Origin of the sequence: Rhodococcus sp. NPDC003318 (assembly GCF_042879035.1) — a bacterium.
In the GTDB taxonomy this organism is placed as follows: domain Bacteria; phylum Actinomycetota; class Actinomycetes; order Mycobacteriales; family Mycobacteriaceae; genus Rhodococcus_G.
Window position 1 is genome coordinate 273,342 of sequence record NZ_JBIAOU010000004.1, and the last position, 21,677, is coordinate 295,018.

At 70.6% G+C, this 21,677-nt stretch carries 19 protein-coding genes; 12 read left to right on the forward strand and 7 right to left on the reverse strand.

Going from position 1 to position 21,677, the window contains the following annotated elements:
- Positions 1-6: 6 nt before the first annotated feature.
- Positions 7-1,545, forward strand: a complete 1,539-nt coding sequence (gene hutH, locus ACFYVR_RS10705) for a histidine ammonia-lyase (protein WP_387472549.1) — start codon at positions 7-9, stop codon at positions 1,543-1,545.
- Between the two features lies 1 nt (position 1,546).
- Here the strand turns inward: hutH and hutG are convergent, their stop codons facing one another.
- Genes hutG through hutU form a run of 3 tightly spaced genes read right to left on the reverse strand, consistent with a single transcriptional unit; the run spans position 1,547 to position 5,342 of the window.
- Positions 1,547-2,515 (reverse strand): formimidoylglutamase, encoded by a 969-nt coding sequence (hutG, locus tag ACFYVR_RS10710; protein ID WP_387472551.1) that lies wholly within the window; start codon positions 2,513-2,515, stop codon positions 1,547-1,549.
- On the reverse strand, positions 2,512-3,678 hold the full coding sequence (gene hutI / locus ACFYVR_RS10715) for an imidazolonepropionase (protein ID WP_387472553.1): 1,167 nt from the start codon (positions 3,676-3,678) through the stop codon (positions 2,512-2,514). Before hutI ends, hutG begins: the two co-directional genes overlap by 4 nt.
- Positions 3,675-5,342: a urocanate hydratase gene (hutU, locus tag ACFYVR_RS10720; protein WP_387472555.1), complete on the reverse strand. Its 1,668-nt coding sequence runs from the start codon at positions 5,340-5,342 to the stop codon at positions 3,675-3,677. Before hutU ends, hutI begins: the two co-directional genes overlap by 4 nt.
- 211 nt (positions 5,343-5,553) lie before the next feature.
- Here hutU and ACFYVR_RS10725 point away from each other — a divergent pair, with 211 nt between their 5' ends.
- Positions 5,554-5,901: a hypothetical protein gene (locus tag ACFYVR_RS10725; protein WP_387472557.1), complete on the forward strand. Its 348-nt coding sequence runs from the start codon at positions 5,554-5,556 to the stop codon at positions 5,899-5,901.
- Between the two features lies 1 nt (position 5,902).
- Positions 5,903-6,568 (forward strand): Dabb family protein, encoded by a 666-nt coding sequence (locus ACFYVR_RS10730; RefSeq protein ID WP_387472559.1) that lies wholly within the window; start codon positions 5,903-5,905, stop codon positions 6,566-6,568.
- A gap of 4 nt (positions 6,569-6,572) precedes the next feature.
- Here the strand turns inward: ACFYVR_RS10730 and ACFYVR_RS10735 are convergent, their stop codons facing one another.
- Positions 6,573-6,890: a hypothetical protein gene (locus ACFYVR_RS10735; RefSeq protein WP_387472561.1), complete on the reverse strand. Its 318-nt coding sequence runs from the start codon at positions 6,888-6,890 to the stop codon at positions 6,573-6,575.
- A gap of 80 nt (positions 6,891-6,970) precedes the next feature.
- Between ACFYVR_RS10735 and ACFYVR_RS10740 the strand changes: the two genes are divergently transcribed.
- Together ACFYVR_RS10740 and ACFYVR_RS10745 are read left to right on the forward strand one after the other, a co-directional pair.
- Positions 6,971-9,799, forward strand: coding sequence for a DEAD/DEAH box helicase (locus ACFYVR_RS10740; protein WP_387472563.1), 2,829 nt, complete (start codon positions 6,971-6,973; stop codon positions 9,797-9,799).
- The gene (locus tag ACFYVR_RS10745) at positions 9,796-10,512 is read left to right on the forward strand and encodes an SWIM zinc finger family protein (RefSeq protein WP_387472565.1); all 717 of its coding nucleotides are present in this window, start codon (positions 9,796-9,798) and stop codon (positions 10,510-10,512) included. The genes ACFYVR_RS10740 and ACFYVR_RS10745 overlap by 4 nt, the downstream gene beginning before the upstream one ends.
- A gap of 79 nt (positions 10,513-10,591) precedes the next feature.
- On the opposite strand, the gene ACFYVR_RS10750 is transcribed toward ACFYVR_RS10745, so the two are convergent.
- Positions 10,592-10,720 (reverse strand): hypothetical protein, encoded by a 129-nt coding sequence (locus ACFYVR_RS10750; protein WP_387472567.1) that lies wholly within the window; start codon positions 10,718-10,720, stop codon positions 10,592-10,594.
- Between the two features lie 508 nt (positions 10,721-11,228).
- Positions 11,229-12,005, reverse strand: a complete 777-nt coding sequence (locus tag ACFYVR_RS10755) for an SDR family NAD(P)-dependent oxidoreductase (protein WP_387472569.1) — start codon at positions 12,003-12,005, stop codon at positions 11,229-11,231.
- 145 nt (positions 12,006-12,150) lie between these two features.
- Here ACFYVR_RS10755 and ACFYVR_RS10760 point away from each other — a divergent pair, with 145 nt between their 5' ends.
- Genes ACFYVR_RS10760 through ACFYVR_RS10780 form a run of 5 tightly spaced genes read left to right on the forward strand, consistent with a single transcriptional unit; the run spans position 12,151 to position 17,587 of the window.
- Positions 12,151-13,656: a CoA-acylating methylmalonate-semialdehyde dehydrogenase gene (locus tag ACFYVR_RS10760; protein ID WP_387472571.1), complete on the forward strand. Its 1,506-nt coding sequence runs from the start codon at positions 12,151-12,153 to the stop codon at positions 13,654-13,656.
- 10 nt (positions 13,657-13,666) lie between these two features.
- Complete coding sequence (locus ACFYVR_RS10765) at positions 13,667-14,818, forward strand: acyl-CoA dehydrogenase family protein (RefSeq protein ID WP_387472573.1); 1,152 nt, start codon at positions 13,667-13,669, stop codon at positions 14,816-14,818.
- Positions 14,815-15,891: an enoyl-CoA hydratase/isomerase family protein gene (locus ACFYVR_RS10770; RefSeq protein WP_387472575.1), complete on the forward strand. Its 1,077-nt coding sequence runs from the start codon at positions 14,815-14,817 to the stop codon at positions 15,889-15,891. Before ACFYVR_RS10765 ends, ACFYVR_RS10770 begins: the two co-directional genes overlap by 4 nt.
- Entirely contained in the window at positions 15,888-16,802 is a 915-nt protein-coding gene (gene mmsB / locus ACFYVR_RS10775) for a 3-hydroxyisobutyrate dehydrogenase (protein WP_387472577.1), read from the forward strand. The genes ACFYVR_RS10770 and mmsB overlap by 4 nt, the downstream gene beginning before the upstream one ends.
- Before the next feature lie 8 nt (positions 16,803-16,810).
- Complete coding sequence (locus ACFYVR_RS10780; RefSeq protein ID WP_387472711.1) at positions 16,811-17,587, forward strand: enoyl-CoA hydratase; 777 nt, start codon at positions 16,811-16,813, stop codon at positions 17,585-17,587.
- 24 nt (positions 17,588-17,611) lie between these two features.
- On the opposite strand, the gene ACFYVR_RS10785 is transcribed toward ACFYVR_RS10780, so the two are convergent.
- The gene (locus ACFYVR_RS10785; RefSeq protein ID WP_387472579.1) at positions 17,612-18,769 is read right to left on the reverse strand and encodes an acyl-CoA dehydrogenase family protein; all 1,158 of its coding nucleotides are present in this window, start codon (positions 18,767-18,769) and stop codon (positions 17,612-17,614) included.
- Positions 18,770-19,068: 299 nt separating this feature from the next.
- Here ACFYVR_RS10785 and ACFYVR_RS10790 point away from each other — a divergent pair, with 299 nt between their 5' ends.
- Complete coding sequence (locus ACFYVR_RS10790; RefSeq protein ID WP_387472581.1) at positions 19,069-20,400, forward strand: MFS transporter; 1,332 nt, start codon at positions 19,069-19,071, stop codon at positions 20,398-20,400.
- 133 nt (positions 20,401-20,533) lie between these two features.
- Positions 20,534-21,664: a thiolase family protein gene (locus ACFYVR_RS10795; protein ID WP_387472583.1), complete on the forward strand. Its 1,131-nt coding sequence runs from the start codon at positions 20,534-20,536 to the stop codon at positions 21,662-21,664.
- The last annotated feature ends 13 nt before the right edge of the window (positions 21,665-21,677 follow it).

Genomic DNA, 21,677 nt, shown 5'->3' on the forward strand with positions numbered 1-21,677 from the left:
TGCCGCATGGACAGCGTGGTCGTCGGGACCGGTCCGCTGAGCCCGGTCGAGGTGTCGGCCGTGGCCCGGGAGGGCGCCTCGGTGCGGGTGGCCGACGCCGCGACGGCCGCGATGGCCGAGACCCGCAGCCGCATCGAGGATCTCGCGGCGCAGGAGCGTCCGGTCTACGGGGTCTCCACCGGATTCGGTGCCCTCGCCACCCGATACATCGCACCGGATCTTCGGGTCCGCTTGCAGCACAGCCTGATCCGGTCACATGCCGCCGGGAGCGGTCCGCCGGTGGAGCGGGACGTGGTCCGCGCCATGATCCTGCTCCGCCTGGCCACCCTCGCGACCGGCCGCACCGGGGCTCGGCCCGTCGTCGCCACCACCTATGCGGCGCTGCTCAACTCCGGGATCACTCCCGAGGTGCCCGAACACGGCAGCCTCGGCTGCTCCGGAGACCTGGCGCCGCTGGCCCACGTGGCGCTCGCCGCGACCGGGGAGGGCCACGTGCGGGACGCGACCGGTGCCCGGGTGCCTGCCGCCGTGGCGCTGGCCGCGGCCGGGATCACCCCGCTGGTGCTCGCCGAGAAGGAGGGACTGGCGCTGGTCAACGGCACCGACGGGATGCTCGGGATGCTGATCCTCGCCTGCTCCGACCTGCACCGGCTGCTGCAGCTCGCGGACGTCGCGGCCGCGATGAGCGTCGAGGCGCTCCTCGGCAGCGACCGGGTGTTCGCGGCCGACCTGCAGGCGCTGCGCCCCCACCCCGGGCAGGCCGTCGCGGCCGCGAACACGGCCGCGATGCTCGCCGGCTCCGACATCGTGGCCAGCCACGCGAACCCCGGCTGCCCGATCGTCCAGGATGCCTACTCGCTGCGGTGCGCACCTCAGATCGCCGGCGCCGTCCGCGACACCCTCGCCCACGCCGAGCTCGTCGCGGGCCGCGAATTGGCCAGTGCCATAGACAACCCCGTCGTCACGACGGACGGCCGGGTCGAATCGAACGGCAACTTCCACGGCGCCCCACTCGCTCACGTCCTCGACTTCCTCGCGATCGGGGTCGCGGATCTGGCGAGCGCGAGCGAACGCCGCACCGACCGGTTCCTCGATCCGGCCCGCAACCACGGCCTGCCGCCCTTCCTGGCTCACGACCCCGGCGTGGACAGCGGACACATGATCGCGCAGTACACGCAGGCCGCGATCGTCTCCGACCTCAAGCGGCTCGCGGTCCCGGCGAGTGTCGACTCGATCCCCTCGTCGGCGATGCAGGAGGACCACGTGTCGATGGGGTGGTCCGCGGCCCGCAAGCTGCGGCGCTCGCTGGACGGGCTGACCCGGGTACTGGCGATCGAAACACTGACTGCGGCACGAGCGCTGGATCTGCGGTCGCCGCTGACTCCGTCGCCGGCGACCGCGGCGATACGTGCGGTGATCCGCACCCGGGTGCCCGGCCCGGGCGTCGACCGGTACCTGGGGCCCGAGATCGAGGCCGTTGCCGGCCTCGCTGCCTCCGGTGCGCTGGTCGCCGCCGCGGAGAGTGTGGTCGGACCGCTCGGCTGACCTAGCCCCCGCCGCCGCGGCGGGTGACGACACGGTGGACCAACCCGGCCGCGGTCCGCGCGGTGCGGTTGTCGATGTCGTAGCGGGGATTGAGTTCCGCGACATCGACCAGCGCCAGTTTCCCGCCGGCGGCAACCATCTCGCACACCCGCGTGACCACTTCGAGCGGCACCCCGAAGGCCGCCGGCGCGCTGACACCGGGCGCGACGGCGGCCGGAAGCACGTCCAGGTCCACACTCAGGTGTACCGCGTCGCAGCGTCGGAGGAACTCGTCGACGAACGCCTCGACCGCGGGGAGAGTCGCCGTCGTGCACCAGTCGTCGAGCAGGTAGCGGACGCCGAGGGTGTCGGCTCGCCGGAACAGGTCGACGGTGTTGCTCGACTGCGCGATGCCGATCACCGCGTAGTTCAGCGATCGTCCCAGTGTCGCTTCGTACTCGGCGATCTGCCGGAACGGTGTCCCCGAGCTCGGCACCGCGTCCGCACGCAGGTCGAAGTGCGCGTCGAGGTTGAGTACCCCGAGCCGGACACCGGGCGCGAGCAGCCCGGACTCGGCGATCCCGAGGTGACTGCCGAACGCGACGTCGTGACCGCCGCCGAGGACGACGACGAAGTGGCCGTGCCCGAGAAGGTCGGCGACGACGCCGCCGAGTCGGCGCTGGGCTCCCGCGAGGTCACCTCCGACGACCTCGATGTCGCCTGCGTCGAGGATCCGCACCGGCGTGGGCAGCGCCAGCGACGACAACTCGTGCCGGAGCGTGACCGGACCGCGGACGGCGCCGGGGCGGCCCTGGTTCCGCCGCACCCCCTCGTCGGAGCGGAAGCCGACCAGTGTGCAGGCGCCCGGCGGGTCGCCTGGCCGCAGTGGTGTCACCGCGCCGTGCCAGCGCAGGTGCTGCGGTCCGGGTCCGTCGTCGCGTCCGGACCACTCGCGCGCGGGAATGTCGGCTGTCGGCGCCGGTCGTGTCATCGCAACACACCGTCCTTCCACACCTCGTGGACCAGAGCGACCCCCGGCCGGTAGGCCAGGTGCAGGTGTGACGGGGCGTCGAGCCCGATCATGTCGGCTCTCGACCCGACGCGCAGGACACCGATGTCGTTGCGCCGCAACGCCACCGCCCCGCCCGCCGTCGCCGACCACACCGCCTCGTCGGGCGTCATGTTCATCTCGCGGACCGCGAGGGCGACGACGAACGGCATGCTCGTGGTGAAGCTGGTGCCCGGGTTGCAGTCGGTGGCCAGCGCGACGGTGACGCCGGCATCGAGTAGTCGACGTGCATCGGGATACGGTCCGCACGTGGAGAATTCGGCTCCGGGCAGAAGTGTTGCCGCGGTCGGGCCGCCGGCCAGGGCGTCGACGTCCCCGGCGTCGACGTGGGTGACGTGGTCGACCGACGCGGCACCCACGTCGACCGCCAGCCGGACGCCCGGTCCGGGCCCGAGCTGGTTGCCGTGCACCCGGGCTCCGAGCCCGGCGCCGATGCCGGTCTGCAGTACCGCGCGGCACTGGTCGGCGTCGAACGCGCCCTGCTCGCAGAACACGTCGATCCACCGGGCATGGGGTGCGCACACCGGAATCATCCGTTCGCACACCATCGTCACGTACTCGTCCGCGCGGCCGGCGAACTCGGGCGGGGGGACGTGCGCGGCCAGCAGCGTCCTCTCCGTCGTGAAGGCGGCGGCGACCCGTAGGCCGCGCAACTCGTCGGCGACCGTCTGGCCGTACCCGGACTTGATCTCCACCGTCGTCGTGCCCGAGCGCAACGCCTCCGCGACCAGCCGCCGGGTGGTCGCGGTGAGTTCGGTGTCCGTGGCGGATCTCGTGGCGGCGATCGTGGTGAGGATCCCCCCGGTTCGGTAGGCGTCGCCGCGCATCCGGGCCGCGAACTCGTCGGCCCGGTCGCCGCAGAACACCAGGTGCGCGTGGGAGTCGACGAAACCGGGGAGCGCGGCGCGCCCCTGCAGGTCGTATCGGGAATCCGAGGCGGGCAGGCGGTGGCGTGGGCCCACCCACCGCACGAGACCGTTCTCGACCACGACCGCGGCGTCCCGGATCACACCGAGGGGGCCTGATCCCACCCGGGCGTCGTTGGTGACGAGGGTGCCGATGTTGTCGACGGCGGAGGCCGTCATCGCCTCTCCTGCATCGGGATCCGGATGTCGTGCGCCTGCGCGACCTCGACGGCTCGCTCGTATCCGGCGTCGGCGTGCCGCAGCACCGCCGTCGCCGGGTCGTTGGACAGCACCCGCTCGATCTTGCGGGCGGCGATGTCGGTGCCGTCGGCGACGCAGACCTGACCGGCGTGGATCGAGCGCCCCATCCCGACCCCGCCGCCGTGGTGGATCGACACCCAGGACGCCCCGGACGCGGTGTTGACCAGGGCGTTGAGCAGTGGCCAGTCGGCGACCGCGTCGGACGTGTCGGCCATTGCCTCGGTTTCCCGGTACGGGGAGGCCACGGATCCGCCGTCCAGGTGGTCGCGCCCGATCACGATCGGCGCGGACAGCTCCCCGGACGCGACCATCTCGTTGAACCGCAGCCCGGCCCGGTGCCGGTCGCCGTGGCCGAGCCAGCAGATCCGGGCGGGCAGTCCCTCGAACCGCACCTTCTGCCCGGCCAGGGTGATCCAGCGGTGCAGGTGCGTGTCGCCGGGGAGCAGGTCGCAGATCGCACGGTCGGTGGCGGCGATGTCGGCGGGATCGCCGGACAACGCCACCCACCGGAACGGACCGCGCCCCTCCTCGAACAGCGGCCGGATGTAGGCGGGGACGAAGCCGGGGAACGCGAACGCCCGGCCGTAGCCGCCCTTGCGGGCCTCGTCGCGGATCGAGTTGCCGTAGTCGAACACCTCCGCGCCGGCATCCTGGAATCCGACCATCGCCTCGACGTGCCGGGCCATCGACGCCCGGGACTGTTCGGTGAACCAGACCGGGTCCTTCGCGGCCAGCCGGTGCCAGTCCTCGACGGTGACCCCGAGCGGGAGGTAGCTCAGCGGATCGTGCGCGGAGGTCTGATCGGTGATGACGTCGATCGGCGCACCCGCCGCCAGCAGTCGCGGCAGGACGTCGGCAGCGTTCCCGAGCAGGCCGATCGACAGCGGAAGGTGTTCGTCCCGGGCCGAGGTCGCCAGGGCCAGCGCCTCCTCGACGTCAGCGGTCCGGGTGTGGAGGTAGCCGTGGTCGAGGCGGCGGGTGATCCGTGCCGGGTCCACCTCCGCGCAGATCGCGACGCCGCCGTTCATCGTGATCGCGAGCGGTTGCGCTCCGCCCATCCCGCCGAGACCGGCGGTCAGGGTGATCGTGCCGGCCAGTGACTCCCGGCCGAGTGCGCGCGCGACCGCGCCGAACGTCTCGTAGGTGCCCTGCAGGATGCCCTGGCTGCCGATGTAGATCCACGATCCGGCGGTCATCTGCCCGTACATGATCAGGCCGAGGGCCTCGAGCCGGCGGAACTCCTCCCAGTTCGCCCAGTCCCCGACGAGGTTCGAGTTGGCGATCAGCACCCGCGGCGCCCACTCGTGGGTGCGCAGCACCCCGACCGGCTTGCCGGACTGCACCAGCAGCGTCTCGTCGTCACCCAACACGGTCAGTTCGGCGACGATCGCGTCGAAGGCCGCCCAGCTGCGCGCGGCCCGGCCGGTGCCGCCGTAGACCACGAGGTCGTCGGGGCGTTCGGCGACCTCGGGATCGAGGTTGTTCATCAGCATCCGCAGCGCCGCCTCCTGCGGCCAGCCGCGGCAGGTCCGCGTCGTCCCGCGCGGGGCACGTACCGGTCGGGGCCCCGGGGTGTCGGTCATCGGCTGCTCCCGTCCGGTCGTCGACCTCGTGAATGCGAGGCTGCTCACGCCACTTGGCCACTGTCACAACTGTGCTCCGATTCGGCCTCGCTGTCTGCATTACGGTTCGTGTGCGATGGGAGGGTTCTCGCCAGGGTGCGGCCGTCGGAGATCTCCCGCACAACGGGAAACGGTCGTCGGTGGGCGTGTACCGCCGATCTAGCGTGAGCGAATGTCCGACCCGAGGATCCACATAGTCGACCGCGTGACAACCGCGCCGGGACGAGGCCGAGCCTTCGTCGACGCGTACACCGCCGAGTACGTGCCGCAGGCCGTACGGATCGGGATGACGCTCGACCGGGTGCTGGTGAGCCCTCCGGTGTGGCTCGACGACGACGGGAACACGGTGACGGCGATCTGGACGGTCTCCGGCCACGAGCAGTGGTGGCAGACCGCGATCGCCCGCCGGTTCGACGCGGGGTTCGTCGACTTCTGGCGTCGCGTCGAACCGATGGTGGCGGAACGCTCCCGCTCGATGGCGGCGGCCGCCGAGAGCGTCGAGGGCATGTGCCGTGTTTAGTGTGACCCGCCTGGTTCACCTGGTCGATCCGAGCGATGCCTCCGGGGCGGACGGCGTCGTCCGCCGGATCCGTGCCGCCGTGGATGCGGCGCCGGGGAGGTACGCGCTGGTGCAGCCGACGCTCGACGGTGTCCGCAACGGCGGCGACGTGCTCGTCCACCTCCGATTCGCGACCCGGGCGGGGTGGGAGAGCTGTCGGGACGCCGTCGAGTCGGCGATCGGTGGACCGGACGTGCGCCGCGTCGACGGCGCCGACTACGAGGGGTGCGTCGAGCAGGGTTCGCGCACCGGCCCGGCATCACCCACGGTGTACCGCACACTGCTCCTGAGGGTCGACGACACGGCCGAGCGGGACGCCGTGGAGGCGTTCGAGCGGGAACTGCTCACGATGCCGCGGCACGTCGCGTCCATGCGGTGGTGGCAGCTGAGCCGTGTCACGCCCACGACCGGTGCCGGCGAGTGGACCCACGTGTGGGAGCAGGCCTTCACCGACGTCGACGGCCTTCTCGGGGAATACATGGCCCACCCCGTGCACTGGGGGTACGTCGACAGGTGGTTCGACCCGGAGAGCGTCGACCGCATCGTGAAAGACCGTGTCTGCCACAGCTTCTGCCTTCTGCCCGATCGGATTCCGGTCGACCTGGAGCAGGGCGGAGTGCGCCGCTGACGGCTCAGGGGAGCGGGAAGCGGGTCGCCGCGATCGAGTCCAGGTTGGTGCCGTCGTGTCCGATGAGCCAGTACCCGCCCTGCCGCTTGCAGGTGGCGATCTCGTCGACGACCCGGAGCAGGAAGTAGAGGGACTCCTCGGGTGCCGGGGTGGAGGCCAGCTGGTGCGACTCGCCGGGACGGACCATGTCGAGCCACACCCCGGACCGGCCGTCGAGCCGCAGGCCGACCACGTGTGTGGCATCCACGAACTGGTACTTGCGCTGCTGCCACGGCGTACCGTGCGCAAAACCCTGCTCGAGAACCTGGATCAGTACGGTCATCGGACCCTCCCCACGTTCGGCCACTCGCATTATCGCCCTGGTCACACCCGTAAATCCAGGTGTCGGTGCGGGGTGCTTGGATGGTCCCCGTGGTGCATGCGGTGTGGTCGCCCGGGGCCGGGTTGATGCTGTGGCGCGACGCCGGTGCACCCGGTGACGGGGCGGACCTGCCGTCGCCGCTGCCCGGTCTGCTCGGCCGCCGGTTCCGGCACCGGGCCACCGTCGCGCTGCCGAACGGGGACGGCACCCTCTCCGAGGTGACGGTCCCGGCCCTGGCGCTGGCCCCCGCCGCCGCGGCGTCGCTGCTGCTCGACCTGCCGGCGGGCGACCCGAGACTGCCCGGCGACCTGCGGTACCTCGTGCACGTCGCGCGCGGGATCCGACGGTGGGCGGAGGGCGGCAGGGTGGTGCCGGAGCTGCGTCGCGAGGACGGGACGTGGTGGGCGCGCTGGCGGCTGCTCGGCGACGCCCGTCAGCGGGCGTGGCTCACCGAACTGGCCGTCGCGATGCCCGGTGTGCTGCGCGAGGCGGGGGGTCGGCAGGCACTCGAGGACTTCGTCGACCGGATCACCGACCCCATCGTGCGGGACCGGCTCGGTCGACGCGACAGCGCGCACCCGCTGCTGCACGCCCTGCTCAGGGACGTTCCGCTCGCCGCGGGCAGCAGCCGGATCGAGGGGGAGCTGACCCGGTGGCGCCAGTCCCTCGCCGTCGAGGAACCGGACGTCGTGCTGCGCCTGGTCGAACCCGACGGCGACATCGACGCCGAGATGGTGCTGTGGCGGCTCGAGGTGTGCCTGCGTCCGGTCGGGGCGGCGCCCGCGCCGGTACCGGTGCGGTTCACCAATCCGGAGACGATGCGGGTCGCGTTGCGCGGGCTGGCCGTCGCGATGGAGGCCTACCCGCGACTGCGGGCCGTACCGTCGGCGTCGGACAGTCTCGATCTGCTGCTGCCGCTGCCGGTGGTCACCGATCTCGTCGCGCACGGCGCGCGGGCGCTGGCCGACGCGGGGGTGACGCTGCTGTTGCCACGCGAGTGGGTGCTGGCGGCGCCGTCGCTGCGGTTGCGGGTCACCAGCCCCCCGGTGCTGCTCGACACCGACGAGCGGGCCGTCGGCATGAGGCAGTTGCTGTCCTACAACTGGGAACTCGCGGTCGGCGACATGGTGCTCACCGCGGACGAACTGGACCGGTTGGCCCGCTCCACCGCGGACCTGGTGCGGCTGCGCGGGCAGTGGGTGCAGGCGGACGGCGCGGTACTCGCGAAGGCCGCGAGGTACGTCGGCGCCCACGACCCCGGGCCGGACGCGACCCTCGGCGGACTGCTCGCGCAGCTGACGTCGGCGGGCCCGCCGCCGGTGCCGGTGGAGGAGATCACGTCCACCGGCTGGGCTTCGGAGCTGTTCGACGCGCGGACCCGGCCGACGGAGGTGCCGGCGCCGCCCGGGCTGGCGGCGACGCTGCGGCCGTACCAGCAGCGGGGCCTGGACTGGCTGGCGCTGATGAGCCGGCTCGGGCTCGGCGCGATCCTCGCCGACGACATGGGGCTGGGCAAGACGGTGCAGCTGCTGGCGCTGCTCGCGCACGAGCGGGAAAAGGACGCGCCGGGCGCGACGCTGCTGGTGTGTCCGATGTCGGTGGTGGGGAACTGGCAGCGCGAGGCGGCCGCGTTCACCCCGGGGCTGCGGGTGCACGTCCATCACGGCGGGTCGCGGCTGCGGGGGGAGGCGCTGGTCGCCGCCGTCGCCGAGCACGACGTGGTGGTGACGACCTACGCCCTCGCTGCGCGTGACGTGGAGACCCTCTCCGGAATCGATTGGGGCAGAGTCGTTCTCGACGAGGCTCAGCACGTGAAGAACTCGGGGACGGCGCAGGCGCGGGCCGTGCGGTCGATCCCGGCCCGGCACCGGATCGCACTGACCGGCACCCCGGTCGAGAACCGGCTCGACGAGCTGCGCTCGATCCTCGACTTCGCGAACCCCGGCCTGCTCGGATCGCCGCAGCAGTTCCGCGCGCGGTTCGCGGTGCCGATCGAACGCGAGCAGGACGAGGGCGCGCTCGCCCGCTTGAAGGCGGTGACGTCGCCGTTCGTGCTGCGCCGCGTCAAGACCGATCCCGCGGTGATCTCCGACCTGCCGGACAAGTTCGAGATGACGGTGCGGGCGAACCTGACCGCCGAGCAGGCGGGCCTGTACCGGGCGGTGCTGGACGACATGACCGAGCGACTGCGAGGCGCGGACAACCCCCGCTCCCGCAAGGGCGTCGTACTCGCCGCGCTGACGCGACTCAAGCAGGTGTGCAACCACCCCGCGCACTACCTCGCGGACGGGTCGGCGGTGCTGCGGCGGGGCAGGCACCGGTCCGGCAAGCTGGCGCTGGTCGAGGACATCGTGGATTCGGTTCTCGCGGACGGCGAGCGGGTGCTGCTGTTCACCCAGTTCCGCGAGTTCGGGGCGATCGTCGAGACCTATCTCGCCGAGCGGTTCGGGGTGCCGGTGCCGTTCCTGCACGGCGGCGTCGCGCGCGGCGCGCGGGACGAGATGGTGCACGCGTTCCAGCACGACCGTTCCGGCCCCGACACCCCGATCATGGTGCTCTCCCTCAAGGCCGGCGGCACCGGACTGAACCTGACCGCCGCCAATCACGTTGTGCACCTGGATCGGTGGTGGAATCCCGCGGTCGAGAACCAGGCCACAGACCGGGCGTTCCGGATCGGTCAGCGGCGCGACGTCCAGGTGCGCAAGCTGCTGTGCGTCGGCACGCTCGAGGAACGGATCGACGCGATGCTCACTGGCAAGGCCGAGCTGGCGGACCTCGCGGTCGGGGTGGGCGAGAAGTGGATCACCGAGATGAGCGACGAGGAACTGCGTGCGTTGATGGTCCTCGGGGACGAGGCGGTGGGCGAGTGAGCAGCCGCAGCGTGCCGCGGCGGTCCGCCGGGTCGGGTTGGGGCCGGTCGCTGCTGTCGGCGCTCGAACGGAGCGTCGAGGGCGCCCGGCTCGGCCGAGGTAGCGCGCATGTCCGGGCCGGACAGGTCCTCGCGGTACGGACGGCACCCGGGTTGGTCGTCGGCGAGGTGCAGGGCAGCCAGAACGAGCCGTTCACCGCGACGTTCACGCTGCGCCGCCTCGACCCCGACGCAATCGAGGAGCTGATCGAGCGGGTCCGCACCAGTCCGGGAATGCTCGCGACCATCGCGTCGGGGTCGCTGCCCGCCGAACTCGGTGCGCTGCTGCTACCCGCCGATTCCACCGACATCGACTTCGGGTGCACCTGCCCGGACCAGGGTTGGCCGTGCCGGCACGCGGCGGCACTGGTGACGGTGACCGCGCAGCGCCTGGACAGCGACCCGACTCTCCTGCTCGCCCTGCGCGGGGTGGATCTCGACGCACTGATCCGGGGTGTCGAGGAAAGCCCTGATGCGCCAACGGATCCCGGTGACTGGTTCGGTGGCGCCACCGAGCTGCCCGCCCTGCCGCGGCCCGCGTACGTCCCCGCCACGCAGGACCTGAACCCGGTGCACCTGCGCGCCGCCCTGCGCGGGTCGGTGACCGATCCGGCCGAGGTCGCGCAGGCCCTGCGCGACCTCGACGGCCTGTACCGCGCGCTCACCGGCGAGTAGATGCTTCGGCGACGAGGGCCGGCAGGGTCGGGGCGTAGTGCACGCCCGAGACCTGCCGGCCCTCGATGCCGCTGGTCGATCAGCTGAATGCGGCCGCCGCGCCGATGACGGCCAGGGCCGCACCCAGGCCGGTGACGACGGTGCCCACACCGCTGACGATCGGCTGGATCTGCTTGATGAGCGCGAGGTCTTCGTCGGACGATCCCATGAAACGACTCCTGTTTTCCGGTAGTGAAATTCGGCGCACCGATCGTGCGCCCGAGAATTGGTATCACGCCCGTTCGTCACGAGACCAGGGCGGTTCCGAAACTGGCAGAAGGCTGCCAGGAACTCGAATGGTGTTCGCACGCAGGTCATATCGTGGAGAGCTCGTGGTTCCGATCGGTGATCGAGGGCGCAGATTCCCAGCCGATTGCCAGGATGGGCAACGGATGTGAAGCAGGTGGACAGCAGATTGCCAGCCGCCTTCAGGGTTTCCTGCCAGGATTCGTTGCGAGAGTGACACAGTCAGCCGGAGCAAGGTACGCGGCCCAGACCCGGAACGGGACGAACCCACCCGTCCGATGGCGGGCCCGGCAGAGGGTGAGCGGCTGACATCTCGCCGCCCCGGCACTGACGTGCCCGGGCGGCGAGATGGGTTCTCACTGCACTCGACGACACGGATCGTGGTGACGCTCGGCGCCTGTGCGGCCGCACCCGAGCCGCACCGCGCCGATCTACATCCGCTGCGAGGAGATGTTGCCGCCGTCGACGACGAGCTCGGTGGCGGTGATGTAGCTGGCCTCGTCCGACAGCAGGAACCGCACCGCACGTGCGACCTCCTCGGGTCGGCCCAGTCGGCCCAGGAGGATGCGGCGTTCGTAGGTGCCGTCGGGGAGGGCGTCGACGCTCGGTTGCAGCATCGGGGTGAGGATCTGCCCGGGGGAGACGCAGTTGATCCGGACGCCGTCGGGTCCCAGGCGGTCGGCAAGCGAGCGGACCAGGGAGAGCATGCCGCCCTTGGCGGCGCTGTACACCGGGTTGACGGCGTTGCCGAGGGTGGCATTGATCGACGCGATCCCGACGATCGCCGAACCCGGGTTGGCGGTCAGATCCGGCAGGAGTTCCTTGGTGAGCAGCGCGAGCGGGCGCAGGTGGGTGTTGATCCCGCGTTCCCAGACGTCGACGGTGACGCCCTCGAGGGAGCCGGTGTCGACGACGCCGGCCGCGTGCACCAGTCCGCCGATGCGGCCGACCGCGGCACGGGTGCCGGCGAGGGCGTCGGCGTAGAGGTCGGGGTCGCCGAGGTCGACGCCGACGCCGATCGCGGCGACGCCGAAGTCGGCGGTGATCGCGTCCGCGCCGGCTTTCGCCTTCTGCTCGTCGATGTCCCAGAGGGCGACCGGTCGACCGGCTTCGGCGAGCGCGCGGGCCGAGGCGAGACCGATTCCGGAGGCGCCACCGGTGACGACGACCGCGGTGGTGGGGTGGGTGGTGTTCGTGGATGCAGCCATGTGGTCGAGCGTCGGACGGGTGAGCGTCTCCCGCAACCCCGGTCTCCCGCTGAGCGGCTGCTTCTAGACATACATGGACATCCAACTATAGGATGGGCATGTATTCGAGATCGCTCGGCCATCGCAACACGTCAGGACAGGAAAAATGGTTCAGGAACTCACCCACTTCGTCGGTGGCAAGCGTGTCCCCGGCACCTCTGACAAGTTCGGCGACGTCTACGACCCCAACACCGGCGAGGTGCAGGCCCGGGTGCCGCTCGCCGACAAGGCCGAGACGGAGGCGATCATCGCCAACGCGGTCGACGCCCAGCGTGAGTGGGCGGCGTTCAACCCGCAGAAGCGTGCCCGCGTCCTGATGAAGTTCCTGCAGCTGGCGCAGGAGGAGATGGACTCGCTCGCCCGGCTGCTGTCCTCCGAGCACGGCAAGACCGTCCCGGATGCCAAGGGCGACATCCAGCGCGGCCTCGAGGTCATCGAATTCGCGCTCGGCGCACCGCATCTGCTCAAGGGTGAGTACACCGAGTCCGCGGGCGCCGGCATCGACGTCTACTCGATGCGTCAGCCGCTCGGTGTCGTCGCCGGCATCACCCCGTTCAACTTCCCGGCGATGATCCCGCTGTGGAAGGCCGGCCCCGCCCTGGCCGCGGGCAACGCGTTCATCCTCAAGCCGTCCGAGCGCGACCCGTCGGTGCCGCTGCGCATCGCCGAGCTGTTCGTCGAGGCCGGTCTGCCCGCCGGTGTGTTCAACGTCGTCAACGGTGACAAGGAGGTCGTCGACGTCCTGCTGACCGACGACCGGATCAAGGCCGTCGGGTTCGTCGGCTCCACCCCGATCGCGCAGTACATCTACGAGACCGCGGCCGCGCACGGCAAGCGCGCCCAGTGCTTCGGCGGCGCGAAGAACCACGCGATCGTGATGCCCGACGCCGACCTCGACGAGGTCGCCGACGCCCTGATCGGCGCCGGGTACGGCTCGGCCGGTGAGCGCTGCATGGCGATCTCGGTGGCCGTGCCGGTCGGTGAGGAGACCGCCGACGCGCTGGTCGCCAAGCTCACCGAGCGGGTCGGCAAGCTCAAGATCGGCCGCTCCGATGACGAGGGCGCCGACTTCGGCCCGCTGGTCAGCAAGGACGCCCTCGACCGGGTGAACAACTACATCCAGATCGGCATCGACGAGGGCGCCGAGGCCGTCGTCGACGGTCGCGGGTTCACCCTCGACGGTCACGAGAACGGCTTCTTCGCCGGTGCCACCCTGTTCGACAAGGTCACCACCGACATGCGGGTCTACCAGGAGGAGATCTTCGGTCCGGTGCTGCTCGTCGCCCGCGCCGCGGACTACGAGGAGGCGCTGCGCCTGCCCACCGAGCACGAGTACGGCAACGGCGTGGCGATCTTCACCCGCGACGGGGACACCGCCCGCGACTTCGTCTCCCGTGTCAACGTCGGCATGGTCGGCGTCAACGTCCCGATCCCGGTGCCGATCGCCTACCACACCTTCGGTGGCTGGAAGCGGTCCGGATTCGGTGACCTCAACCAGCACGGCCCGGACTCGTTCCGCTTCTACACCAAGACCAAGACGGTCACCCAGCGTTGGCCCTCCGGCACCAAGGAGCACGCCACCAACCACTTCGTCATCCCGACGATGAACTAGGCGGAGAAGGATGTTCACCCTCACCGACGACGAGCGGGCGATCGTCGAGACCGCCCGCGACTTCGCCGCGGAGTACCTGGCCCCCAACGCCATCGAGTGGGACCAGACCAAGCACTTCCCGGTGGACGTGCTGCGCAAGGCCGGGGCACTCGGCATGGGCGGCATCTACATCCGCGAGGACGTGGGCGGGTCGGGCCTGACCCGGCTCGACGCCGCCCGCATCTTCGAGCAGCTCGCGATCGGCGACCCGTCGATCGCGGCGTACATCTCGATCCACAACATGGTCACGTGGATGATCGACACCTACGGCACCGACGAGCAGCGGCACCGCTGGGTGCCCGCGCTCGCCGCGATGGAGCACCTCGGCAGCTACTGCCTCACCGAGCCCGGTGCCGGGTCGGACGCGGCGTCGCTGGCCACCAAGGCCGTCCGCGACGGCGACGACTACCTGCTCACCGGCGTCAAGCAATTCATCTCCGGTGCCGGGACGTCGGACGTGTACGTGGTGATGGCCCGTACCGGCGGCGCCGGGTCGCGGGGGATCTCGGCGTTCATCGTGCCGAAGAACTCGGACGGGCTCTCGTTCGGCGCCAACGAGAAGAAGATGGGCTGGAACGCGCAGCCGACCCGGCCGGTGATCATGGACCAGGTCCGGGTCCCGGCCGAGAACCTGCTCGGCGGTGAGGGCAACGGGTTCCGGATCGCGATGTCCGGGCTCAACGGCGGCCGGCTGAACGTCGCGGCCTGCTCGGTCGGCGGTGGTCAGGCGGCACTGAAGAAGGCCGTCGACTACCTCGGGGAGCGCAAGCAGTTCGGTGCGCCGCTGATCGATTCGCAGGCACTGCAGTTCGGGCTCGCGGACATGCGCATCGAGCTCGAGGCGGCCCGCACCCTGCTGTGGCGGGCGGCGGCGGCACTCGACGCCGATGCCGACGACAAGGTCGAGCTGTGCGCGATGGCCAAGCGGTTCGCCACCGACACCGGATTCGACGTCGCCAACAAGGCACTGCAGATGCACGGTGGTTACGGCTACCTTGCCGAGTACGGTCTGGAGAAGATCGTCCGGGATCTGCGTGTGCACCAGATCCTCGAGGGCACGAACGAGATCATGCGGGTGGTCGTCGCTCGCAGTGTCATGGCGGGAAAGGTGGGAGCCGTATGAGCCAGCAGGCGGAGGACCAGGAAGTGATCGTCACGCGGACCGGTGGGGTGGGCCGACTGACCCTGAACCGACCGAAGGCGATCAACGCCCTCAACCACACGATGGTGCGGACGATGGCCGTCGCGCTGCTCGAGTGGGAGTCCGACCCGGGGGTCCGGGTCGTCGTCGTCGACGGGGCAGGCGAGCGCGGCCTGTGCGCGGGCGGCGACATCGTCGCGATCCACGACGACGCCAAGTTCGGCCGTCCCGGTTCCCGCGAGTTCTGGCGTGACGAGTACGTCCTCAACGCCGCGATCGGCAACTACCCGAAGCCGTACGTCGCGATCATGGACGGCATCGTGATGGGCGGCGGCGTCGGTATCTCCGCGCACGGCAGCGTCCGCATCGTCTCCGAACGGTCGTCGATCGCGATGCCGGAGACCGGAATCGGATTCGTCCCCGACGTCGGGGGCACCTACCTCCTCTCGCGCACCCCGGGCGAGATCGGCACCCACATCGCCCTGACCACCGGACGGCTGAACGCCGGGGACGCGATCGCCCTCGGCTTCGCCGACCACTTCGTGCCGTCCGAGTCGCTCGGCGGCTTCGTCGCGGCGCTCGGGGACGGTTCCGTCGCGGACGCCCTCGCCCAGTTCGAGCAGCCCGCGCCGGAGTCCCCCCTGCTCGCGCAGCGGGAGTGGATCGACGCCGCGTACTCCGCGGACACCGTCGAGGAGATCGTCGAACGGCTGCAGGCCGCCGGTGTCCCGGAGGCCGCGAAGGCCGCCGACCAGGTGCTCGCGAAATCGCCGGTGGCGCTGAAGGTCACCCTGCGCTCGCTGCGCCACGCCCGCGACCTCACCAGCCTCGAGGCCGTCCTCAACGAGGAGTTCCGGGTGTCGGTGGCGGCACTGTCCTCGCACGACCTGGTCGAGGGCATCCGCGCGCAGGTGATCGACAAGGACCGCAACCCGCAGTGGTCCCCGGCCACCCTCGCCGACGTCACCGCCGCCGACGTCGACCGCTACTTCCAGCCGCTCGGCGAGCTCGAACTCGGGCTCGCCGCACCCGATCTCGAAGGGGCCCGACAATGAGCACACTTCCTTCCGTCGCCTTCCTCGGCCTCGGCCACATGGGTGGGCCGATGGCGGCGAACCTGGTCAAGGCCGGCTACGAGGTCACCGGATACGACCCGGTGCCCGCCGCGCAGGAGCAGGCTTTCAAGGACGGGTTGTCCGTCGCCGACACCGCGATCGCGGCGGTCGCCGACGCGGACGTCGTGATCACGATGCTGCCCAACGGCAGACTGGTCATCGACCTGTACGACGAGATCCTGCCGGTCGCCAAGACCGGCACCCTGTTCATCGACAGCTCGACCATCGACGTCGCCGACGCGAAGACCGCGGCGAAGAAGGCACACGGCGCCGGCCACCGGGCCATCGACGCGCCCGTCTCCGGCGGTGTCGCGGGCGCCGCGGCGGGCACCCTCGCGTTCATGGTCGGCGGGTCCGAGGCCGACTTCGCCTCCGCGCACCCGCTTCTCGACGTCATGGGCGCCAAGGTGGTGCACTGCGGCGGGTCCGGGGTCGGGCAGGCCGCGAAGATCTGCAACAACATGATCCTCGGCATCTCGATGATCGCGGTCAGCGAGGCGTTCGTCCTCGGCGAGAAGCTGGGCCTGACCAACCAGGCGCTGTTCGACGTCGCGTCCAACGCGTCCGGTCAGTGCTGGTCGCTGACCAGCTACTGCCCGGTCCCCGGACCGCTGCCGACGAGTCCCGCGAACAACGACTACCAGCCCGGCTTCGCCGCCGCGCTGATGGACAAGGACCTCGGGCTCGCGTCGAACGCGTTGCGCGCCAACGGTGTCGAGGACGGACTCGGGCTGCGCGCCGCCGAGATCTACCACCGCTTCAACACCGAGGGCAATGGGGGACTGGACTTCTCCGCCATCGTCAACGACATCCGCACCCGATCCCAGGAAAGCCGAGAGAGCAAGCAGTGAGCAGCCACGTGAGCGAGTACGAGACCATCCTGACCGAGCGCAAGGGACGCGTCGGCATCGTCACCCTCAACCGGCCGAAGGCACTCAACGCCCTCAACAACCAGTTGATGGGGGAGGTCGTCGCCGCGGTCGAGTCGTTCGACGCCGACGGCGAGATCGGCGCGATCCTGCTCACCGGGTCGGAGCGGGCCTTCGCCGCCGGCGCCGACATCAAGGAGATGCAGCCGAAGACGTTCGCGGAGGTCTACGCGGAAGACCTGTTCTCGCAGTGGGATCGGCTGTCGTCGGTGCGCACACCGATCGTGGCCGCGGTCGCCGGGTACGCGCTCGGCGGCGGCTGCGAGCTGGCGATGCTCTGCGACTTCATCATCGCCGCCGACAACGCCAAGTTCGGCCAGCCGGAGATCAAGCTCGGTGTCATCCCTGGCATCGGCGGCTCCCAGCGGCTCACCCGGGCGGTCGGCAAGGCGAAGGCGATGGACCTGTGCCTGACCGGACGCAACATGGACGCGGAGGAGGCCGAGCGCGCCGGCCTCGTCGCCCGGATCGTGCCCGCAGCGGACCTCCTCGACGTCGCCCTCGAGGCCGCCACTACCATCGCGTCGATGTCGCTGCCGATCGCGCGGATGGCGAAGGAGGCGGTGAACCGGTCGTTCGAGACGACCCTCGCCGAGGGCGTGAAGTTCGAGCGCCGCGTGTTCCACTCGACGTTCGCGACCGCCGACCAGAAGGAAGGCATGGCCGCTTTCGTCGAGAAGCGTTCGCCGAAGTTCGTCAACGGCTGATCCGGGTGGCGAGGCCGGTTCGGTCTACAGCCCGAGGCTCTTGGCGATGATCGTCTTCATGACCTCGCTGGTGCCACCGTAGATCCGGGTGACACGGGTGTCGGCGTACAGGCGCGCGATCGGGTACTCGGTGACGTAGCCGTAGCCGCCGTGCAGCTGCAGGCACTTGTCGATGACCCGGCCCGCCGCCTCGGTGCAGAACAGCTTCGCCTTCGCCGCGTCCGGCACGGTCAGCTCGCCGGCGTCGTGCAGTTCGATCGCCCGGTCCACCATCAGCTGGATCGCCTGCACCTCCGTCGCGCATTCGGCCAGCACGAACTTGGTGTTCTGGAACGCGGCGACGGGCTTCCCGAACACCTTGCGGTCCTTGACGTACGCGATGGCGTGGGACAGCGCCGCCGTCGACGTGGCCGCCGCGCCGAACGCGATGGTCAGGCGTTCCTGCGCGAGATTGTGCGTCAGGTAGGAGAAGGCCGCGCCCTCGTCGCCGAGGCGATCGGCGACCGGCACCTTCACGTCGGTGAACGACAGCTCGGCGGTGTCGGACGCCTTCAGGCCGATCTTGTCGATCTTGCGGCCGACCGCGAAACCCTCGGCGGTGGTGTCGACGACCAGGATCGTCAGGCCCGCGCGCCGATCCTCCGGGGTGCTCGGCGCGGTGCGGCACACGACGAGGATGCGGTCGGCCAGGGCGCCGCCGGTGATGAAGGTCTTGGCGCCACCCAGCACGTAGTGGCTGCCGTCGTCGGACAGCTTCGCCGACGTCGCGATGTTCGCGAGGTCGGAGCCGGTGCCGGGTTCGGTCATCGCGATGGCGAACATCAGATCGCCGGACACGAAACCGGGCAGCCACCGCTGCTTCTGCTCGTCGCCGGCGTACTCCATCAGGTACGGCAGGATCAGGTTGCTGTGCACCGAGTAGCTGCCGAAGGACACGCCCGCCGCGGCGATCTCCTCGGCCACGACCACGTTGAACTTGATGCTCGACTCGCCGCCGCCCCCGAACTCCTCGGGGGCCTGGATGCCGAGAACACCGAGTTCCCCGAGCCTGCGGTAGAAGTCGCGCGGCGGGTGGCCGGCCGCCTCCCACTCGTGGTGGACGGGCGAGACCTCCTTGGCGATGAAGTCGCGGATGGTCTTGCGGAAGGCTTCGTGGTCCTCGCCGAAGACGGTTCGTTGCACGGGTTTCTCCTCTGGCGTTCGTTACGGGTCCGGCGCACGCCGGTGCGGCGACGGCGGCCGTCGCGATCCCTGCCAGCATGCACCCCGCAGCGGCGCCGCGACCAACACCGATCGGCTATGCAACCGATCGTGGCAGCCAATACCCCCCATACCGCACTGCCCATAGGTTTCGTCTAACCGTCGGTTAAACAAGTGCGGATTGTCCCAGTGATCAGTGTCACCTTGAATATGGAGGTCGGCGCGTGCATGCACCGCCATCCCCTCGGCCTCCGGGTCGACCGTCCCGTGAAGGATCCCCCGTGACCTCAGGCAACCTGGCGCCCGATCGCCCCGCTCCTGCCGTTTCGTCGACCGGTGCCCCCCTCGTCAACGCGAAGCGCGCGTGGGGGATGACCGGTCTCGTCATCTTCCTCTACGTCGTCAACTACGCAGACAAGGCGGTGCTCGGCATCATCGCGCAGCCCCTGGCGCGTGAGCTCGGCCTGAGCTCGTCGCAGATCGGGCTGGTCGGTTCGCTGTTCTTCCTGACCTTCACGATCGGCGGATTCCTCGCCGGGCCGATGAACAAGTACATGACGCTGCGGTGGGCGCTGCTCGCCCTCGGTCTGGTCTGGTCGGTCGTGATGCTGCCGCTGGTGGTGTCCGCCAGCCTCGCGATGCTGATCGTCTGCCGGATGCTGCTCGGCTTCGCCGAGGGCCCGAGCTCGGCGCTGATGCACACCGCCGCGTACTCGTGGCACGCGCCGGCCAAGCGCGGTCTGCCGGGCGCATTCCTCACCGGCTCCGCATCCGTCGCGAAGATCGCCCTCGCACCGGTCCTGACCTACATCACCGTCGAATGGGGATGGCGCGCCGCCGTCGTGTCGCTCTCGATGCTCGGCGCGGTGTGGGTGGTGTCCTGGCTGACCGGCTGGGTGGAGGGTCCCTTCACCGCCAAGGCGGTCACGAAGGGCGACGCGACGGCCGCGGCCACCCACACCGAGCCGAGCGTCCCGTGGCGCCGCATCCTGCTCAGCCGGACGTTCGTCAGCTGCTCGTTCCTCGTCATGGCCGTGTACGCCCTGACCACCGTCGTCTTGACCTGGCTGCCGTCGTACTTCGAGGTGGGCCTGGGTTACTCGGCCCTGCAGGCGGGTTCGATGTTCGCGCTGCCGTCGATCATCGGTCTGGTGCTGATGGTGATCTCCGGTGCCGTCACCGACCGGATGATCCAGCGTGGGGCGAAGTCGCGGGTCGTCCGGATCATCGTGCCGTGCGCCGGCGTGCTGTTCTGCGGTGTGGTCCTCACGGCACTGCCGCTCATCAAGACGCCCATCGCCGCCGTGCTGGTGCTCTCGGTCGGTTACGCGTTCGCCGCGATCGTGTTCCCCCTCGTCAACGCCGCGATCTCCGAGCTGTGCCCGCCGCAGCAGACCGCGGGCACCATGGGTGTGTTCCTCGCACTGATGGCCATCGGCGGCCTCGTCGCCCCGTACATGACCGGCGTCATCGTCGACCACGCGGCGAGCAAGGCGGACGGCTACGCCCAGGCGTTCCAGGTGATCGGGATCGTCGGCGCGATCGCGGCGGTGGTCGTGCTCGTCTTCGCCAACCCGGATCGCGACCGCGCCCGCATCAGGGCCGGGGCATAACCTCCGGCTATCGGTCCCATCCGCCGAAAGTCATTGTCGGACCGGCCGGCTACGTGATCGACTCGACGTCGAGCCCCGCGTAGCCGGCCGGCCTCGTTCCGTTCTCGAACTCCCTGTCCTCCTGGAGGTAACCATGCGCGACGCCGTGATCGTCGATGCGGTCCGCACACCCATCGGCCGTCGTGGAGGTGCGCTCGCCGACGTCCATGCCGTCGACCTGTCCGCACACGTGCTGACCGCCCTCGCCGCCCGCACCGACCTCGACCCGGCGCTCGTCGACGACGTCGTGTGGGGCTGCGTCAGCCAGGCGGGCGAGCAGGCGGGCAACGTTGCGCGCAACGCGGTGCTCGCGGCGGGGTGGCCCGAGTCGGTGCCCGGTGTCACCCTCACCCGGGCGTGCGGATCGAGCCAGCAGGCGGTCTCCTTCGCGGCGTCGGCGGTGATCGCCGGCCAGTACGACGTCGTCGTCGCGGGCGGCGTCGAGACGATGACCCGGGTTCCGATGGGGTCCGCCAGCAAGAACGGGGAGCACCTGCCGCAGTCCGTCCGCGACCGCTACGGCGTCGAGGGATTCAGCCAGGGTGTCGGCGCGGAGATGATGGCCGAGAAGTGGGGCCTGTCGCGCACCACGCTCGACGAGTACTCCCTGCGTTCCCACGAACTCGCCGACGCCGCCACCGAAGCCGGCGCCTTCGACGGCCAGCTCGCGCCGATCGCCGGCCTGACCCGGGACGAGGGCATCCGCCGCGGCGGCTCGCTCGACTCGCTCGCCAAGCTCAGGACGGTCTTCCAGGAGGACGGTGTCGTCCACGCCGGCAACTCCTCGCAGATCTCCGACGGCGCCGGTGCCCTGCTGATCACCACCGGCGAGTACGCCGCGGCGCGGGGATGGCGCCCGCTGGCCCGGATCCACACCGCGGCCGTGGCCGCCGACGATCCGGTCATGATGCTCACCGGACCGATCGCCGCGACCGCCACGGCACTCGAGCGCTCCGGTCTGTCACTCGACGACATCGGCGCCTTCGAGGTGAACGAGGCCTTCGCGCCGGTGCCGCTCGCCTGGCAGATCGAGACCGGTGCCGCGGCCGACCGCCTCAACCCGCTCGGCGGCGCGATCGCCGTCGGTCACCCGCTCGGCGGCTCCGGTGCGATCCTGATGACCCGCCTGGCACATCACATGCGGGACAATGGCATTCGTTACGGCCTGCAGACGATGTGCGAGGCCGGCGGGATGGCCAATGCCACCATTCTCGAACTGCTCTGATCGGAAAGTAGAC

Coding starts and splice junctions, on each gene's coding strand:
- ACFYVR_RS10750 (WP_387472567.1), bottom strand. CDS start 10,720: ATGGGATCGTCCGACGAAGACCTCGCGCTCATCAAGCAGATCCAGCCG.
- ACFYVR_RS10735 (WP_387472561.1), bottom strand. CDS start 6,890: ATGACCGTACTGATCCAGGTTCTCGAGCAGGGTTTTGCGCACGGTACG.
- ACFYVR_RS10725 (WP_387472557.1), top strand. CDS start 5,554: ATGTCCGACCCGAGGATCCACATAGTCGACCGCGTGACAACCGCGCCG.
- ACFYVR_RS10765 (WP_387472573.1), top strand. CDS start 13,667: ATGTTCACCCTCACCGACGACGAGCGGGCGATCGTCGAGACCGCCCGC.
- hutG (WP_387472551.1), bottom strand. CDS start 2,515: ATGACACGACCGGCGCCGACAGCCGACATTCCCGCGCGCGAGTGGTCC.
- ACFYVR_RS10755 (WP_387472569.1), bottom strand. CDS start 12,005: ATGGCTGCATCCACGAACACCACCCACCCCACCACCGCGGTCGTCGTC.
- hutH (WP_387472549.1), top strand. CDS start 7: ATGGACAGCGTGGTCGTCGGGACCGGTCCGCTGAGCCCGGTCGAGGTG.
- ACFYVR_RS10760 (WP_387472571.1), top strand. CDS start 12,151: ATGGTTCAGGAACTCACCCACTTCGTCGGTGGCAAGCGTGTCCCCGGC.
- ACFYVR_RS10740 (WP_387472563.1), top strand. CDS start 6,971: ATGGTCCCCGTGGTGCATGCGGTGTGGTCGCCCGGGGCCGGGTTGATG.
- mmsB (WP_387472577.1), top strand. CDS start 15,888: ATGAGCACACTTCCTTCCGTCGCCTTCCTCGGCCTCGGCCACATGGGT.
- ACFYVR_RS10795 (WP_387472583.1), top strand. CDS start 20,534: ATGCGCGACGCCGTGATCGTCGATGCGGTCCGCACACCCATCGGCCGT.
- ACFYVR_RS10770 (WP_387472575.1), top strand. CDS start 14,815: ATGAGCCAGCAGGCGGAGGACCAGGAAGTGATCGTCACGCGGACCGGT.
- hutU (WP_387472555.1), bottom strand. CDS start 5,342: ATGACCGACACCCCGGGGCCCCGACCGGTACGTGCCCCGCGCGGGACG.
- hutI (WP_387472553.1), bottom strand. CDS start 3,678: ATGACGGCCTCCGCCGTCGACAACATCGGCACCCTCGTCACCAACGAC.